16 protein-coding genes are annotated in these 15,653 nt (G+C 69.7%); 12 read left to right on the top strand and 4 right to left on the bottom strand.

Annotated features, from left to right (window positions below):
- The first annotated feature begins 2 nt into the window (after positions 1–2).
- The 3 genes from AB0O76_RS15040 (at position 3) to AB0O76_RS15050 (ending at position 1,601) form a co-directional block, all read left to right on the top strand.
- The gene (locus AB0O76_RS15040; RefSeq protein ID WP_365490022.1) at positions 3–758 is read left to right on the top strand and encodes a hypothetical protein; all 756 of its coding nucleotides are present in this window, start codon (positions 3–5) and stop codon (positions 756–758) included.
- A 64-nt stretch (positions 759–822) separates the two neighbouring features.
- Entirely contained in the window at positions 823–1,071 is a 249-nt protein-coding gene (locus AB0O76_RS15045; protein WP_266870156.1) for a helix-turn-helix transcriptional regulator, read from the top strand.
- Positions 1,068–1,601, top strand: a complete 534-nt coding sequence (locus AB0O76_RS15050) for a hypothetical protein (protein ID WP_365490025.1) — start codon at positions 1,068–1,070, stop codon at positions 1,599–1,601. Before AB0O76_RS15045 ends, AB0O76_RS15050 begins: the two co-directional genes overlap by 4 nt.
- 13 nt (positions 1,602–1,614) lie before the next feature.
- Here the strand turns inward: AB0O76_RS15050 and AB0O76_RS15055 are convergent, their stop codons facing one another.
- Positions 1,615–2,388 carry a hypothetical protein gene (locus AB0O76_RS15055; RefSeq protein WP_365490028.1) on the bottom strand — a complete coding sequence of 258 codons (774 nt, stop codon included), beginning with the start codon at positions 2,386–2,388 and terminating at the stop codon, positions 1,615–1,617.
- A 156-nt stretch (positions 2,389–2,544) separates the two neighbouring features.
- Here AB0O76_RS15055 and AB0O76_RS15060 point away from each other — a divergent pair, with 156 nt between their 5' ends.
- The 5 genes from AB0O76_RS15060 to AB0O76_RS15080 all read left to right on the top strand — a co-directional run bounded on the left by AB0O76_RS15060 (position 2,545) and on the right by AB0O76_RS15080 (position 9,779).
- Entirely contained in the window at positions 2,545–4,074 is a 1,530-nt protein-coding gene (locus tag AB0O76_RS15060; RefSeq protein WP_365490031.1) for an aldehyde dehydrogenase family protein, read from the top strand.
- A gap of 51 nt (positions 4,075–4,125) precedes the next feature.
- Complete coding sequence (locus tag AB0O76_RS15065; RefSeq protein WP_365490034.1) at positions 4,126–5,661, top strand: GMC oxidoreductase; 1,536 nt, start codon at positions 4,126–4,128, stop codon at positions 5,659–5,661.
- Complete coding sequence (locus tag AB0O76_RS15070) at positions 5,658–6,752, top strand: glycine betaine/L-proline ABC transporter ATP-binding protein (RefSeq protein ID WP_365490037.1); 1,095 nt, start codon at positions 5,658–5,660, stop codon at positions 6,750–6,752. Before AB0O76_RS15065 ends, AB0O76_RS15070 begins: the two co-directional genes overlap by 4 nt.
- Complete coding sequence (locus AB0O76_RS15075; protein WP_365490040.1) at positions 6,749–8,764, top strand: ABC transporter permease subunit; 2,016 nt, start codon at positions 6,749–6,751, stop codon at positions 8,762–8,764. The genes AB0O76_RS15070 and AB0O76_RS15075 overlap by 4 nt, the downstream gene beginning before the upstream one ends.
- A 109-nt stretch (positions 8,765–8,873) precedes the next feature.
- Positions 8,874–9,779: a glycine betaine ABC transporter substrate-binding protein gene (locus AB0O76_RS15080; RefSeq protein WP_365490657.1), complete on the top strand. Its 906-nt coding sequence runs from the start codon at positions 8,874–8,876 to the stop codon at positions 9,777–9,779.
- A gap of 66 nt (positions 9,780–9,845) precedes the next feature.
- On the opposite strand, the gene AB0O76_RS15085 is transcribed toward AB0O76_RS15080, so the two are convergent.
- Positions 9,846–10,376 carry a carboxymuconolactone decarboxylase family protein gene (locus AB0O76_RS15085; RefSeq protein WP_365490043.1) on the bottom strand — a complete coding sequence of 177 codons (531 nt, stop codon included), beginning with the start codon at positions 10,374–10,376 and terminating at the stop codon, positions 9,846–9,848.
- Between the two features lie 47 nt (positions 10,377–10,423).
- Between AB0O76_RS15085 and AB0O76_RS15090 the strand changes: the two genes are divergently transcribed.
- On the top strand, positions 10,424–11,833 hold the full coding sequence (locus AB0O76_RS15090) for a PLP-dependent aminotransferase family protein (RefSeq protein WP_365490046.1): 1,410 nt from the start codon (positions 10,424–10,426) through the stop codon (positions 11,831–11,833).
- Positions 11,834–11,888: 55 nt separating this feature from the next.
- Here AB0O76_RS15090 and AB0O76_RS15095 read toward each other — a convergent pair whose 3' ends face one another.
- Complete coding sequence (locus AB0O76_RS15095; RefSeq protein WP_365490659.1) at positions 11,889–12,734, bottom strand: hypothetical protein; 846 nt, start codon at positions 12,732–12,734, stop codon at positions 11,889–11,891.
- Positions 12,735–12,895: 161 nt separating this feature from the next.
- On the opposite strand from AB0O76_RS15095, the gene AB0O76_RS15100 reads away from it, so the two are divergent.
- The 3 genes from AB0O76_RS15100 (at position 12,896) to AB0O76_RS15110 (ending at position 15,414) form a co-directional block, all read left to right on the top strand.
- Positions 12,896–13,294: a hypothetical protein gene (locus AB0O76_RS15100; protein ID WP_365490049.1), complete on the top strand. Its 399-nt coding sequence runs from the start codon at positions 12,896–12,898 to the stop codon at positions 13,292–13,294.
- A gap of 29 nt (positions 13,295–13,323) precedes the next feature.
- Positions 13,324–14,514 carry a glutathionylspermidine synthase family protein gene (locus AB0O76_RS15105; RefSeq protein ID WP_365490051.1) on the top strand — a complete coding sequence of 397 codons (1,191 nt, stop codon included), beginning with the start codon at positions 13,324–13,326 and terminating at the stop codon, positions 14,512–14,514.
- 108 nt (positions 14,515–14,622) lie between these two features.
- Positions 14,623–15,414 (top strand): SAM-dependent methyltransferase, encoded by a 792-nt coding sequence (locus AB0O76_RS15110; protein WP_365490054.1) that lies wholly within the window; start codon positions 14,623–14,625, stop codon positions 15,412–15,414.
- Here the strand turns inward: AB0O76_RS15110 and AB0O76_RS15115 are convergent.
- Positions 15,404–15,568, bottom strand: a complete 165-nt coding sequence (locus AB0O76_RS15115; RefSeq protein WP_365490057.1) for a hypothetical protein — start codon at positions 15,566–15,568, stop codon at positions 15,404–15,406. The two genes, AB0O76_RS15110 and AB0O76_RS15115, sit on opposite strands and share 11 nt — an antisense overlap.
- Positions 15,569–15,653 lie beyond the last annotated feature (85 nt).

The raw sequence follows: 15,653 nt of genomic DNA on the forward strand, positions 1-15,653 counted from the left end.
CCGTGCGGATCTTCGACGCCGACCGCCAGGAGTGGGTCGGTCACGAGCAGGAGCGGCGGATCGCCGAGCTCCACGACCGGGACGCGGTGCGCCAGGGCAAGGCAATGCGCGGCGTCGTGACGGTCCTCGCGGTCTGCGGCCTGGCCTTCGGCGGCTGGGCGCTCGGCTGGAAGGACGAACCGGAGCCGACGGGGTACTTGATGCCGGTCGAGCAGCCCGAAGCGAGCCCCGAGGACGCCCCGTCGCCCTCCGCGTCGGGCGGTCCGCCCGACGGATACGAGACCGTGCAGGACGCTTTCGGCTACCGGCTCGCCCTCCCCGATGAGGGCTGGACCCGCTCGACGGCTGACGCCGTGTACGGCCCGGACATCGTCAACTACCGCAACTTCGACGGGAGTCGAAGGCTCCAGGTGTACAAGGTGCAGGAGCCGAGCGGTTATGAATCGCTGCAGGTGTGGCTGGACCAGCCGAAGCGGCGGCTGCCCGACGGCTTCGACCGGCTCGACCTGACGCGCGCCGCCGTCGGCGGCCGCCCCAGCGCCCGGCTCGACTACCTCGCCGACTCGCTCAAGGATGAGCCGGACATCGGTCCCTGGTACGTCATCGACCAGCGCTTCGAGTCCGTGGACGGCGAGCTCTACGCCCTGGCCGTGTACGGCGCCGACGCGGACGGCAGGTCCGACGAGGAGGCGCTGATGGAGACGGCCCTCGCATGGTTCTGCCCGCCGGAAGAGATCTGCCCCGAGCCGGCCGACTAGGCGCGGCACCCATCCACCCCACCCCCTGTTGTCAACGTACTCGCCGATGTAGTACTTCTTATACATGAGCGAGCAAGTGCACAACAGGTTGGCGATGGTGCGCGCGGAGCGGAAAGTGTCGCGTCAGAGCCTGGCCGAGGCAGTGGGGGTCCACTACCAGACCATCGGTTACATCGAGCGTGGGCAGTACAACCCGAGCCTCGACCTGGCGCTGAAGATCGCGGAGTTCTTCGGGCTGCCGGTGGAGGCGTTGTTCTCGCTCCGGCCGTTCCGCCCGCTCACGGATGAGGTCTACGGGAGGAGTCAGGGATGATGACGGACCAGCAGGCGCGGGGGATGACCGGGTACGACCGGCGGATGTTCGCGCTCATGAACCGGCGGGAGGCGGCGTCCCTCTACGCCACCGCCGCGCGCAGGCGGCTCGCGGTCGGCGCGCACATCGCGCTCACCGTGGCGAGCGACGCGGCCTGGCTGCTGACCGTCGTGGGCGATCAACGGTGGGCGATGTGGACGATGGTCGCCCTGATCCTGCCGTGGTGCTTCGCCACCGGCGTCATCAACGGCGCGACGCGCGGCCTCGTCGAACTGCGCGAACGCGCCCTCGATGAGCGGCAGCGCGCCGAGAAGGCCCGCATCGAGGCCCGCGCGCGGGGGCTCATGCTGTGGCTGCTCCTCGCCGCCGTCGTCGGTGCGGGCCAGGCCATGATCCAGGGCTGGGACACCGACGAGCTGCTCTTCCCCGTCCTGTTCACCCTGTTTGTCCTGCACTGGCTGATGCCGCTGTGGGTGGCGGGGCTCGCGGTGAAGGACGAGCCCGAGGACTTCGAGGGCCCCGAGGCGTGAGCGCAGCGGTCGCTCAGTAGCTGCCCGCCGGTCCGCCGTCCTGTACGCCCTGCAGCTGCGACACGTTCACCGAGTCCTCGTCGGACGGGGTGTCCTTCGGCACCGGCTTGTCGTACTCGGACAGCGTCAGCGTCGAGTCGGTCCCTTCCCCCTTCTCCGTGGCCCTGACCAGGTACGGAGTGCCCTCGGCCGCGACGTACATCGTGGTGGTCTTGCCGTCGTCCCTGCCGGTGACGGGGATGACGTCGGTGCCGTCGACCTTGGTCCGCTCGCCCTTCTTGAGCGTCGACTCGTCGCCCGACTCGTCCCGGACCTCCTTCTGGATCTCCTTCAGGTCGCAGACCCCGGCCATGTCCTTGAGCAGGGCGTCACTGGTGGTGCCGTAGAGATAGCGGTCCCCGATGATGTCGGCCGCGGCCTCGCCCTGGCCGCCGGGGAGCTGCGCCTTCCAGAAGGCGGCGTCGGGCTTCATCCAGACCCGCTCGCCCTGTTTGATCAGCTCCAGGCTGCCGCCCTTGTCCGCCATGGTCAGCGAGCCGACGCAGTTGTCGTCCTGGTCGAGGGTCAGCTTCATCGTGGCGGGCTCGTCGTCGTCGAGGTCCTTGCCCTTCTGCTCCAGTTCGAGATGGACGGACTTGGCGTCGAGCAGTTCCTTCTCCGCCTTGTCGGAGATCTCCTGCGCGCTGAGGTCGTCCGTGTCGGCGAGTGCGACCGCCGGGGCGGCCAGGAGTGCGGCCGCCGTACAGGCCGCTGTTCCCCACGCCCGCTTCCTGGAAATTCTGCGCATTACGCCACCTCCAGTGACAAACCCCTCTTCGAGCGTACGTTTCGCCCCGAGTGCCTGCACGGGCAGTGACACAGCGCACTTTCGGCCATGTAATACGCATGGTTTCTTCACCCGAGGGCAGGTGGACCCGGCTACCGCGAGTGACAGGCGGGGCATATGACAGGAACGGAAGGCGAACGGGACGTGTCCGCACAACAGACCATCCATGTGGGCGGAGAGTGGCTTAACGCCCTCTCCGGCGCCACGCGCGAGATCCTCGACCCGGCGGATGCCAAGCCGTTCGCAGTGATCGCCGAAGGCGGCACCGAGGACGCCGACGCGGCCATCGCCGCCGCCCGCGAGGCGTTCGACCACGGAGCGTGGCCTCAGACTCCGGTCGCCGAGCGTGCCGCGCTGCTTCGCCGCGTCGCCGACCTCCTCGTACGCGACCGGGAAGAGATCGGGCTCCTGGAGAGCCGCGATGCCGGCAAGACCCTCGAAGAGGGCCGCGTCGACGTGGACTGCGTCGCCGACGCCTTCCGCTACTTCGCCGACCTGGTGATCGGCGAGGGTGCGGGCCGTGTCGTCGACGCGGGATCCGACGACATCCACAGCGTCGTCGTGCACGAGCCCATCGGCGTCTGCACGATGATCACGCCCTGGAACTACCCGCTCCTGCAGGCCAGCTGGAAGATCGCCCCGGCGCTCGCGGCGGGCAACACCTTCGTCATCAAGCCGAGCGAGATCACGCCGCTGACCACGGTCGCGCTCATCGAGCTGCTCGTCGAGGCCGGTCTCCCCGCGGGTGTCGCCAACATCGTGACCGGTCCCGGCCACACCGTCGGCGCCCGGCTCTCCGACCACCCCGACGTCGACCTGGTCTCCTTCACCGGCGGCCTCGTCTCCGGCACCAAGGTCGCCCAGGCCGCCGCGCTCGGTGTGAAGAAGGTCGCCCTCGAACTCGGCGGCAAGAACCCCAACGTGGTCTTCGCCGACGCCTGCGCCACCGAAGAGGGCTTCGACACCGCCGTCGACCAGGCGCTCAACGCCGCCTTCATCCACAGCGGTCAGGTCTGCTCCGCCGGCGGCCGCCTCATCATCGAGGAGTCCGTCCGCGAGCGCTTCGTCGCCGAACTCGCCCGCCGGGCAAGCAAGATCAAGCTCGGCCGGGGCACGGAGGACGGCGTCGAGTGCGGTCCGCTCGTCTCGCAGCAGCAGCGCGAGAAGACCGAGATGTACGTCGCGTCCGCTCTGGAGGAGGGTGCGGTGCTCCGCTCCGGTGGCAAGCGCCCCGAGCCGAGCGACGCCCGCCCCGCTACTGGGTACTTCTACGAGCCGACGGTGCTCGACCAGTGCCACCGCGAGATGAAGGTCGTACGCGAAGAGGTCTTCGGACCGGTCCTGACGGTGGAGACCTTCCGCACCGAGGACGAGGCCGTAGCGCTCGCCAACGACACCGAGTACGGTCTCGCGGGCGCCGTCTGGACCACCGACGCCGGTCTCGGACGCCGGATGGCGCGCCGTATGCGCCACGGCACCATCTGGATCAACGACTTCCACCCCTACCTGCCGCAGGCGGAGTGGGGCGGCTTCGGCAAGAGCGGCGTCGGGCGCGAGCTCGGACCCGCCGGGCTCGCGGAGTACCGGGAGTCCAAGCACATCTACCAGAACCTGGCGCCCGCGCCGGTGCGCTGGTTCGCGGGCTGAGCCCTCGATACGTACGACCGCTCATTACGCGCAGAACGTTGGAGTAACCGCATGTCCCAGACCGAGTACGACTTCGTCATCGTCGGTGGCGGCACCGCAGGATCGGTGATCGCGTCCCGGCTCACCGAGAACCCGGACGTCACCGTCGCCGTCATCGAGGGCGGCCCCAGCGACATCGACCGCGACGATGTCCTGACGCTCCGCCGCTGGCTCGGCCTGCTCGGCGGCGACCTCGACTACGGCTACACCACGACCGAGCAGCCGCGGGGCAACTCGCACATCCTGCACAGCCGCGCCAAGGTGCTCGGCGGCTGCTCGTCGCACAACACCCTGATCTCCTTCAAGCCGCTGCCGTCCGACTGGGACGAGTGGGAAGAGGCGGGTGCCACCGGCTGGAACGCCAAGGCGATGGACCCCTTCTACGGCAAGCTGCGCAACAACGTCGTGCGCGTCGCCAAGAAGGACCAGAACCAGATCGCCACCGACTGGGTCGAGGCGACGAAGACCGCGCTCGGCGTCCCCGAGGTCGTCGGCTTCAACGACAAGCCCTTCGACGAGGGCGTCGGCTTCTTCGACCTCTCGTACCACCCGGAGAACAACAAGCGTTCCTCCGCGTCGGTCGCCTACCTGCACCCCCACATGGAGGCCGGTGACCGCCCGAACCTCCACCTCTTCCTGGAGACGTGGGCCACCAAGCTGGAGCTGGAGGGCAAGACCGCCCGCGGCGTCCACATCCGTACCAAGGACGGCGCGGAGCAGCTGCTCACCGCCCGCCGCGAGGTGCTTGTCTGCGCGGGCGCCGTCGACACGCCGCGGCTGCTCATGCACTCCGGCATCGGCCCCGCCAAGGACCTCGAAGCCCTCGGTATCCCGGTCGTGCACGACCTGCCGGGCGTCGGCGAGAACCTCATCGACCACCCCGAGTCGGTCATCGTCTGGGAGACCAACGGGCCCATCCCCGGGAACTCCGCGATGGACTCCGACGCGGGCCTCTTCGTGAAGCGGGACCCGGACCACAAGGGCCCGGACCTGATGTTCCACTTCTACCAAATCCCGTTCACGGACAACCCGGAGCGCCTGGGCTACGAACGCCCGGAGCACGGCGTATCGATGACGCCGAACATCCCCAAGTCCCGTGCGCGCGGCCGTCTCTACCTCACCTCCGCGGACCCCGAGGTCAAGCCCGCCCTCGACTTCAAGTACTTCGAGGACGAGGGTGACTACGACGGGCAGACGCTCGTCGACGGCATCAAGCTGGCGCGCAAGGTCGCGCAGGCCGAGCCGTTCGCCAAGTGGCTCAAGCGGGAAGTGTTCCCCGGCCCCGACGTCACCGACGACGCCGAGATCAGCGAGCTCGTGCGCAAGGCCGCGCACACGGTGTATCACCCGGCAGGGACCTGCCGAATGGGTGCCTCCACTGATGAACTCGCCGTGGTCGACCCCGGTCTGCGGATCCGGGGACTCGAAGGAATCCGAATCGCGGACGCATCCGTCTTCCCGACGATGCCGGCCGTGAACCCGATGATCGGAGTGCTCATGGTCGGGGAAAAGTGCGCGGAACTGCTGACCGGGAGTGATGTCCGATGACCACCACCACTGACAAGACGGCCGCGACCGAGTCCGCGGCGCCCGTGTTCACCGTCCGGGACCTGTGGAAGGTCTTCGGCCCCAAGGCCCAGCGGATCCCGGGCAATGCCGAGTACGCGGGTCTCTCCACGGCCGAGCTGCGCGAGCGCACCGGCTGCACGGCGGCCGTGCGGGACGTCAGCTTCGACGTCCAGCGCGGCGAGGTCTTCGTCGTCATGGGTCTGTCGGGATCCGGCAAGTCCACGCTGGTGCGGACCCTGACCCGGCTCATCGAGCCGACCAGCGGTTCCATATCCATGGACGGCGCGGACGTGCTCGGTATGGACAAGAACCAGCTGCGGGAACTGCGCCGCCACAAGGCCGCGATGGTCTTCCAGAACTTCGGCCTGCTTCCGCACCGCACGGTCCTCGACAACGTCGCGTACGGCCTGGAGATCCAGGGCGTCGGCAAGGCCGAGCGCCGCGCCAAGGCCATGGAGGTCGTCGCCAAGGTCGGCCTCGAAGGGCTTGAGAACCGCCGGCCCACCCAGCTCTCCGGCGGCCAGCAGCAGCGCGTCGGCCTGGCCCGCGCCCTCGCCGTCGACCCCGAAGTGCTGCTCTTCGACGAGCCGTTCAGCGCGCTCGACCCGCTGATCAGGCGGGACATGCAGGAAGAGGTCATCCGCCTGCACCGTGAGGAGGGCCGCACGATGGTCTTCATCACCCACGACCTGAGCGAGGCCCTGCGTCTCGGCGACCGCATCATGCTGATGCGGGACGGCGCGATCGTGCAGCTCGGCACCCCCGAGGAGATCGTCGCCAACCCGGCCGACGACTACGTCCGCGACTTCGTCCAGGACGTGGCGCGCGAGCAGGTCATCTCCGTACGCCGCGCCATGCGCCCCGCCGTGGGCGACGAGGCCGATTCCGGTGCCGCGATCGGCCCGGACACGCTGGTCGTCGACGCGATCGAGGCCGTCGCGCGCAGCGGCGAGCACTGCCGCGTCGTGGACGGCGGCCGCACCCTCGGCGTCGTCGACCACGAGCAGCTGCTCGCCGTGGTCGCGGGCCTCGACAACGACCCCCAGGACAAGGAGGTGGCGGCTGTATGAGTGTCGCCCCGTCTCCGGTACTGGAGAAGAAGGACAGCGTGTCCCCGCCGGGCCCCACTGAGGGCCCCGGGCCGCTGGCCGCTCTCGTGCGCAACCCCAAGGCCATCGCGCTGCTCGTCGCCGTCCTTGTCGCGGTCGTCTCGGCGGCCGTCACCGCGAACGGTGTCTGGCCCTCCGACCTGACCTTCGACGTGCGCTCGCCGCTCGACGACGTCAACACGTGGATGGCGCAGAACCGCGACCGCCACTGGATCTTCCTGTACTTCCTGCTGCACATCAGCAACGCCTCGGAATCCGCGGTGGAAGGTGTGCTCAGCGGTCTGGAGAGCCTCGGCTTCATCGGTGTGACCGTCGCCGCCGTACTCATCTCCTGGTACGCGGGCGGGGCAGGCCTGCGCCGCCGCTCGCTGACCCTCGCGGGCACCGCCTTCGCCACCTTCGCCGTGATCGGCGTGCTCGACGTGTGGGAAGAGGCGATGGAGACCCTCGCCCTGATGGTGGTCTGTGTGGCCGTCGCGGCGCTGGTCGGTGTGCTGCTCGGACTCGCGGCCGGACTCTCGGACCGCGCCGAGCGGATCCTGCGGCCGGTCTTCGACACCATGCAGGTGCTTCCGGCCTTCTCCTATCTGCTGCCCTTCGTGATGATGTTCGACGTCGGCACCCCGGCCGTCTTCATATCGACCGTCATCTACGCTTCCCCGCCGATGGCCCGGCTCACCTCGCTCGGCCTGCGCGGCGCCGACGCGGCCGCCCTTGAGGCCTCGCAGTCACTCGGCGCCAGCGCCTGGCAGCGGCTGTGGACGGCCCGCCTTCCGCTGGCCCGCAAGCAGATGCTGCTCGGCCTCAACCAGACGATCATGATGTCGCTCTCGATGGTCGTGCTCGCCACGGTGGTCGGTGCCGGCGGTCTGGGTGACCCGATCTTCCAGGCGATCTCCACCCTCGACGTGGGTCTCGCGGCCCCGGCGGGCATCGCGATCGTGCTGATCGCCATCTGGCTGGACCGTACGACCGCGGGATTCGGCGCACGCATCGACGACTCGGCGCCCCCGCGCACCGCTTTCGCGACGCGCATCCTGTGGGCTGTCATCGCGGCGCTCGTCGCGGGCGCCACCGTGCTCGGCCAGGCCCTTGGCCGCACCGAGTGGCCGGAGAACTGGATCGTCTCCATCTCCGAGCCGATCAACGACGTCGTCGGCTGGATCGAGCGTGAGTTCAGCACCGGCGTCCCGGTCGTCGGCGGCACCCTCACCTGGGCCAGCGGCTTCACCCGTGGCGTCATCAACCCGATGTTCGACGCGCTGCTCGCCACCCCCTGGTGGGCGGTGCTCCTCCTCGCGGGTGTCCTCGCCTATCTCGCGGGACGCTGGCGTGCGGCGGTCACCGTCGTGCTCGCACTCGGCGCGATCGGTGCGATGGGGCTGTGGAACCGCTCGATGGACACGCTCTCGCAGGTGATCGCCGCTCTGGTGGTCACCCTGGTCCTGGGCTTCGCCATCGGTGTGCTCGCGGCCCGGGTCGCCTGGGTGGAGCGGACGATCCGTCCGGTGCTCGACACCATGCAGACCCTGCCGGCCTTCATCTATCTGATCCCGATGATCGCGCTGTTCGGCAACGACCCCTCGGCCGGTGCGGTGGCGGCCGTCATCTACGCGCTGCCCGCCGTCATCCGCATCACGGCCCAGGGCATCCGCCAGATCGACCCCTCGGCCCTGGAAGCGGCCCGCTCGCTGGGCGCCTCCACCGGCCAGCAGCTCTGGCAGGTCCAGCTGCCGCTGGCCAGGCCCGCACTGCTCGTCGCCCTCAACCAGGGCGTCGTCCTGGTCCTCTCGATGGTCGTCATCGGCGGCATCATCGGCGGCGGCGCGCTCGGCGTGGACGTGATCAGGGGTCTCACGAAGGGCGACCTCGGCCTCGGTATGACGGCCGGTATCGCGATCGTCTGCCTCGGTCTGCTCCTGGACCGCATCTCCCAGCCCGGCAAGGACGTCAAGGAACGCGCACTGCGCTGACGTACTCCCCCCTCCGGATCCCGCTCACCTGCCTACGTAAGGGAACAGTCTCGTGAACCACAGCAAGCGGATACGCAATACCGTCATCGCCGGTCTCGGCGCCGCCTCCATGGTCGCGCTCAGTGCCTGTGGCGCCGCCGACACCAAGTCCTCCGGCAGCTCCGACGAGGTCACCATCGCGGTCCCCTCGTGGGTCGGCGCACGCGCCAACGCCGAGGTCGCCAAGGTGCTCCTCGAGGAGGAGGTCGGCGTCAAGAAGGTCGACCTCAAGCAGCTCGACGAGCCGATCGCCTGGGACGCGCTGAACAACGACAAGGCCGACGCGATCCTGGAGGACTGGGACGGCCAGCCCAAGAAGCAAGAGCTCTACATCGACCAGAAGAAGACGGTCGTCAAGGGCGGCGACCTGGGCGTCACCGGCCACATCGGCTGGTACGTGCCGAAGTACTACGCGGACAAGCACCCCGAGATCCTCGACTACAAGAACCTCAACAAGTTCGCCAAGGACTTCACGAGCGACCGCAGCGGCGGCAAGGGCGAGTTCATCGGCGCGGCCCCGTCGTACACCACGTACGACGAGTTCCTGATCAAGAACCACAAGCTGAACTTCAAGATCAAGGACACCGGTAACGAGGCGGCCCAGATCAAGGAGATCCAGGGCAAGTACGCCGCCAAGAAGCCCTTCATCACCTACTGGTGGGAGCCCCTGTGGGCCAACGCCGACATGGACCTGGTCGAGGTGAAGCTGCCCGAGTTCAAGGAGGGCTGCAACGAGCCCGAGGCCAAGACCGAGTGCGGTTACGCCAACACCCCGCTGCAGAAGTACTTCAACGCCGACTTCGCCAAGGACGGCGGCGAGGCGGCCGAGTTCCTGAAGAACTTCAAGTGGACGACCGAGCAGCAGAACGAGGTCGCCATGTCCATCGCCAAGGACAAGATGAGCGGCGAGGCCGCGGCCAAGAAGTGGGTCAAGGAGAACAAGGACGTCTGGGAGTCCTGGATCCCGAAGAAGTGACGTAACTGCCATACGCGACGGTGCCGGAGACCCTTTCAAAGGGTCCCCGGCACCGTCGCGTATGGCTCACTTGGCGTCCCCCGCCTTGTAGTGGCCCGGCACCTGCCGGGTGGAGACGCCGAAGCGGTTCCACGCGTTGATCACCGTGATCGCGGCGATGAGCTGGGTCAGCTCCGCCTCGTCGAACTGCTTCGCGGCCTTCTCGTACACCTCGTCCGGCACGAAACCGTCGGTCAGGACGGTGATCGCCTCGGTCAGCTCGATCGCCGCGATCTCCTTCGCGGTGTAGAAGTGCTGCGACTCCTCCCACGCGCTGAGCTGGATGATCCGCTCGACGCTCTCGCCCGCCGCGAGCGCGTCCTTGGTGTGCATGTCGAGGCAGAGCGCGCAGTGGTTGATCTGCGATGCGCGGATCTTGACGAGCTCGAACACCACCGGGTCGAGGCCCTTACGGGCGGCCGCGTCGAGCCGGATCATCGCCTTGAAGACCTCGGGGGCGTGCTGGGACCAGGCGAGGCGGGGGGTGTGCTCGTGGAGGTATTCCTTGGGCTGCGTCTGTGCCGGGGTGCTGTCGTTCGCGTTCTCGTGGGTGGTCATGATGTCGAACGTACGACCGGAATAGCCCACCGGTATGGTCCATTCCCATGGAAGATTCATGGGCCACTTTGGGGGTCGACCTCCACCTGGAGAGGGGCGATGAGGCGACGCGCTCCGGTGTACGCAAAGGGCTCACGGACGCCCTGCGCGAGGCGGTACGCGGCGGGCGGCTCGCCCCCGGCACCCGGCTGCCCTCCTCCCGGTCGCTCGCCGTCGACCTGGGCATCGCGCGCAACACGGTCGCCGACGCCTATGCGGATCTCGTCGCCGAGGGGTGGCTCACCGCGCGGCAGGGGTCGGGGACCCGGGTCGCCGATCGGGCGGTCCCGCGTCCGGCGGCCGCCCCGGCGCGGCCCCGCCGGGTCAGCGGTGCGCCGACGTACAACCTGATGCCGGGCACCCCCGACCTCGCCTCCTTCCCCCGCGCCGAGTGGCTCAAGGCCGCCCGCCGGGCGCTGTCCGCCGCCCCGAACGACGCGCTCGGCTACGGCGATCCGCGCGGCCGGATCGAGCTGCGCACCGCCCTCGCGGACTACCTCTCGCGTGCGCGGGGCGTGCACACGGACCCGGACCGCATCGTCATCTGCGCCGGCTTCGTGCACGGACTGCAACTGCTCGGCGGCGTGCTGCGGGCGCGGCGGCTGCGGGATGTGGCGGTCGAGTCGTACGGCCTCGACGCCCACTGGGAACTCCTGAAGCGGGCGGGGCTGCGGACGAGCCCGCTGCCCTTCGACGAACTGGGCACGTCCACCGCCGAGTTGGACACAGGATCGGCGAAGGTGGCGCTGCTCACCCCCGCGCACCAGTTCCCGATGGGTGTTCCGCTGCACCCCGACCGGCGTGCCGCCGCCGTCGACTGGGCGCGGCGCGCGGGCGGTCTCATCCTGGAGGACGACTACGACGGGGAGTTCCGCTACGACCGGCAGCCGGTGGGGGCGCTCCAGGGGCTCGACCCCGACCGCGTGGTGTACCTCGGCACGGCCAGCAAGTCCCTGGCCCCTGGCCTGAGGCTCGGCTGGATGGTCCTGCCCGCCCCGCTGGCCGCGGAGGTCGTCGAGGCGAAGGGCAGCTCGGGGTGGGCCTGCGGGGCGCTGGACCAGCTCACGCTGGCGGAGTTCATCACGTCGGGTGCGTACGACCGTCATGTGCGGGGGGCGCGGCTGCGGTACCGGCGTCGGCGCGACCAGTTGGTCGCCGCGCTGGCCTCGCGGGCGCCGGAGGTCCGGGCGAGCGGGATCGCGGCGGGGCTGCACGCGGTGCTTGAACTCCCCGCGGGGACGGAGCGGTCGGTGGTGGAGGCCGCCAGCTGGCAGCGGCTTGCCTTGCAGGGGCTTGACCAGTTCCGGCACCCCGCGGCGCGGGTGGCTCGCCGGGACGCGCTGGTGGTGGGGTACGGGACCCCGCCGGATCATGCTTGGGCGGGGGCGTTGGAGGCTTTGTGTGGGGTGTTGCCGTAGTTCTTTGGGCGCGGCGCCGTGTTGCCTGCGGTCAAAGCCTTTCCCGCCCGCCCGGTTACCCCGCGTCCACTCGCACCGACTCCACCACCGGCGCCTCCCCGAACCGCGCCAGCGTCAGCGCTCCCACCACCGCCACCGCGAATCCCGCGACCGCCAGCCACTCCAGGCCCTCCCGTGTGCGGTCTCCCAGCCACACCACGCCGACCGCCGCAGGGCCCACCGTCTCTCCGATCACCATCCCGGCAGTGGCCGTCGTGACCGAGCCCCGCTGCAGGGCCGACGTCAGGAGGAGGAACGCCGCCCCGCCGCCCACCAGCAACGCGTACGTCGCCGGATTGGCGGCCAGCGCCCCCACGGACACCCCGTCGATCAACCGCACCGCCACCTCCACCACCCCGAACCCGAACCCCGCCCCGAGCCCGAGCGCCAACGCCCGCCCCCGGTCCGGCAACCGCCCCGCCACGGCCCCCAGCACCAGCACCCCCACCGCCACGCCCAACATGACGTACCGCAGAGTCGTCGACCCGGCCGTGTCCCCCTCATCGCCCGACGCGAGCCCCAGCATCGCGAGCCCCGCGCACACCACCCCCACCGCGCCCCACTCGACCCCGCTCAGCCGCACCCGCAGCAGCCGCGCCGAGACCACCGCCGTCACGGCGAGACTCGCCGCGAGCGCCGCGCCCACGGCGTAGATCGGGATGGAGCGCAGCGCCACGATCTGCAGCAGAAATCCGAGCCCGTCGAGGCCGAGCCCCGCGATGTACCGCCACTGGCGCACCGCCCGCAGCAGGAGTGCGGGATCGACTCCGGACCCGGTCCCCGGCGCGGTCGCACGCGCCGCGATCGCCTGGAGGACCGAGGCAGTGCCGAAGCAAACCGCTGAACCGAGCGCGCAAACCATCCCAAGAGACACGAAGTGACTGTAGAGGAAGGGGAGAGGGAGGGGATTCGGTGGAGGCGGTTGGCGGGGCGGGCGGGGGCTTCCCTACGCTGATCGCCGATCACGTACAACATCACGTACGCAAACAACACGTACGCGAACAACGGGGAGTGGCAAAGCTGATGGCAGCGGAGAAGCAGCGGCGCAGGCTGCGGTCCAGCACGGTCGTGCTCGGTGGGATGGGCGTCCTCGCGGCGGCCCTGAGCGCATGCGGCTCGGAGCCGGACAAGCGGTGCGTGGACCGCGACAGTTACGACTACCTCAACGGCTACAAGATCGTCGCCGACAAGAACTGCAAGAGCGGCGGATCGTCGTACTCGTCCGGCAAGGGGCGCAAGACCGGCAGTTCCTATGGATCCGGAACGGGGACCGGCACCGGCAGGTCCGGCCGGACGGACGCCGACTGGTACTACGACGCGGACGTCTCCGGCCGCTACGCCGACGACGGCACCTTCAGCCGCAGCGAGGCCGTCGACCGCGACGGCTTCGGCTGCTCGGGCAGCGGCAGCGGCGGCGGCTGAGCCGGAACCAGCGACCGAGATTCGAGACCATGGAACGCCGCACCCTCACCCCACGCCCCGGCTGGCAGCAGACCGTCGAGGACCAGGGGCTCATCTACCCGCTCACCCGCTACCCGGACGACTCGCTCCGCCCGTACTGGGACGAGTCCGCCTGCTACGTCTTCTCCCTGCCCGAGGTCGAGGCCCTGGAGGAGGTCGTCGAGGAGCTGCACGCGATGTGCCTCGCGGCGGCCGGGCACATCGTCACGCACGACCGCCTCGCGGACCTCGGCATCACGGACCCGCGGGTTGCCGACGCGGTCACCGAGGCCTGGCACCGCCGCGCCGAACTCCCGTCCCTCTACGGCCGGTTCGACCTGCACTACGACGGCCGTGACGGCGCACCCGCCAAACTCCTCGAGTACAACGCCGACACCCCGACATCCCTGGTCGAGGCGGCGAGCCCGCAGTGGTTCTGGATGGAGGAGCGCTTCCCCGGCGCCGACCAGTGGAACTCCCTCCACGAACGCCTCGTCGACGCCTGGAAGAAGCAGGCCGCCCTGCTCCCGCCCGGCGGCCCGCTGTACTTCGCGCACTCCGCGGGCGACGAGCTCGGCGAGGACCTGATGACCGTCGCGTATCTGCGCGAGACCGCGCAGCAGGCGGGGCTCGACACCGAGGCGATCTCCATGGAGGACATCGGCTGGGACCGGCTCTCGCGGCGGTTCGTCGACAAGAAACTCCGCTTCATGCGCAGTTGCTTCAAGCTCTACCCGTGGGAGTGGCTCACCACCGACCGCTTCGCCCCGCACGTCCTGGACACCCTCGACAACGGCGGCGGCACCGGCTCCACCCTCTGGATCGAGCCCGCCTGGAAGATGCTGCTCTCCAACAAGGCGCTGCTCGCGATCCTCTGGGAGCTCTACCCGGGCCACCCGAACCTCCTGCCCTCCTATCTCGACGGGCCCCGCGAGCTGGCGTCGGAACGGGGCTACGTCGCCAAGCCGCTGCTCGGCCGCGAGGGCGCCGGGGTCACGGTGCACCCGGCGGGCGCTCCGGCCGCCGTACGCGAAGAAGCGTGCTGCTACCAGGAGTTGGCGCCGCTGCCCGACTTCGACGGCAACCGCGTGGTGCTCGGCGCGTGGGTCGTCGAGAACGAGGCGGCGGGGCTCGGCATCAGGGAGTCGTCGGGTCTCATCACGGACGAGTACGCCAGGTTCCTGCCGCACGTGATTCTCTGAGGCCGGGGTTGGGTCGGTGCTGAGGCCGGGGTTGCTGCCGGTGGCTTCAACTCGCCTGAGTACCCTGCGGATTGATCGATCCGATCACGTACGGAGGCGAACCGCATCATGGCCGACAGCAGGATCAACACCACCCAGCCGCACACGGCCCGCATCTGGAACTACTGGCTCGGCGGCAAGGACAACTACCCGGTCGACCAGGCGGCCGGGGACCAGATCCGTACGCTGCACCCCGGCATCGGCGAATACGCCCGCGCCGACCGGCTGTTCCTGGGGCGGGCGGTGAGCCACCTGGTCGAGGAGTGCGGCATCCGGCAGTTCCTCGACATAGGCACCGGCCTGCCGACCGCCGACAACACCCACGAGGTCGCGCAGCGTCTCGCCCCCGAGGCGCGCGTGGTCTACGTGGACAACGACCCGCTGGTGCTCACCCACGCGCGGGCCCTGCTCACCAGCGCGCCCGAGGGGAGGACCGACTACCTCGACGAGGACCTGCGCAACGTCGATGCCATCCTCGAACACGCCGCCAGGACCCTGGACTTCGACCAGCCGGTCGGGCTGATCCTCCTCGGAGTCGTCATCTTCATCGAGGACGACTCCGAGGCGTACGGCATCGTGCGCCGCCTGCTCGACGCGCTGCCGGCCGGCAGCCACCTGGTCCTCTCGCACACCATCACAAGCCCGGCGATGCCCGACGTGGACGAGGCCGTGGCGTTCTGGAACGAGAACGGCACACCGAAGCTCACCCAGCGCACCCCGGAGCGGGTCGCGGAGTTCTTCGAGGGGCTCGAACTCCTCGACCCGGGCGTGGTGTCGTGCAACCGCTGGCGCCCGGAGGCGGACGCGGCACCGGCCCTTGAGGACGTGGCCATGTTCGGCGGGGTGGGCCTCAAGCGCTGAGGCCGTGGGAATCCGGCGCCAGGTCGATGCCATCGACGACGGTCTGCTCGGTGCGCAGGGTGCGGCGCAGGGGCGCCTCATGGGTGGCGGCACGGAAGAGGTTGTTCGGACCCGGCGCGGGCTCGGTGGTGTTGTAGCCGCTGATGGCGCCCACCAGGGCGATACGGCCGCCGGTGCGGATGACGCCCCCCCACCGGAGGCTGGTGACTACGGGACCCGGCCCTTCCCCGGCGGGGGAG

It is taken from the genome of Streptomyces sp. NPDC086554, from assembly GCF_040686095.1.
Lineage (GTDB): Bacteria > Actinomycetota > Actinomycetes > Streptomycetales > Streptomycetaceae > Streptomyces.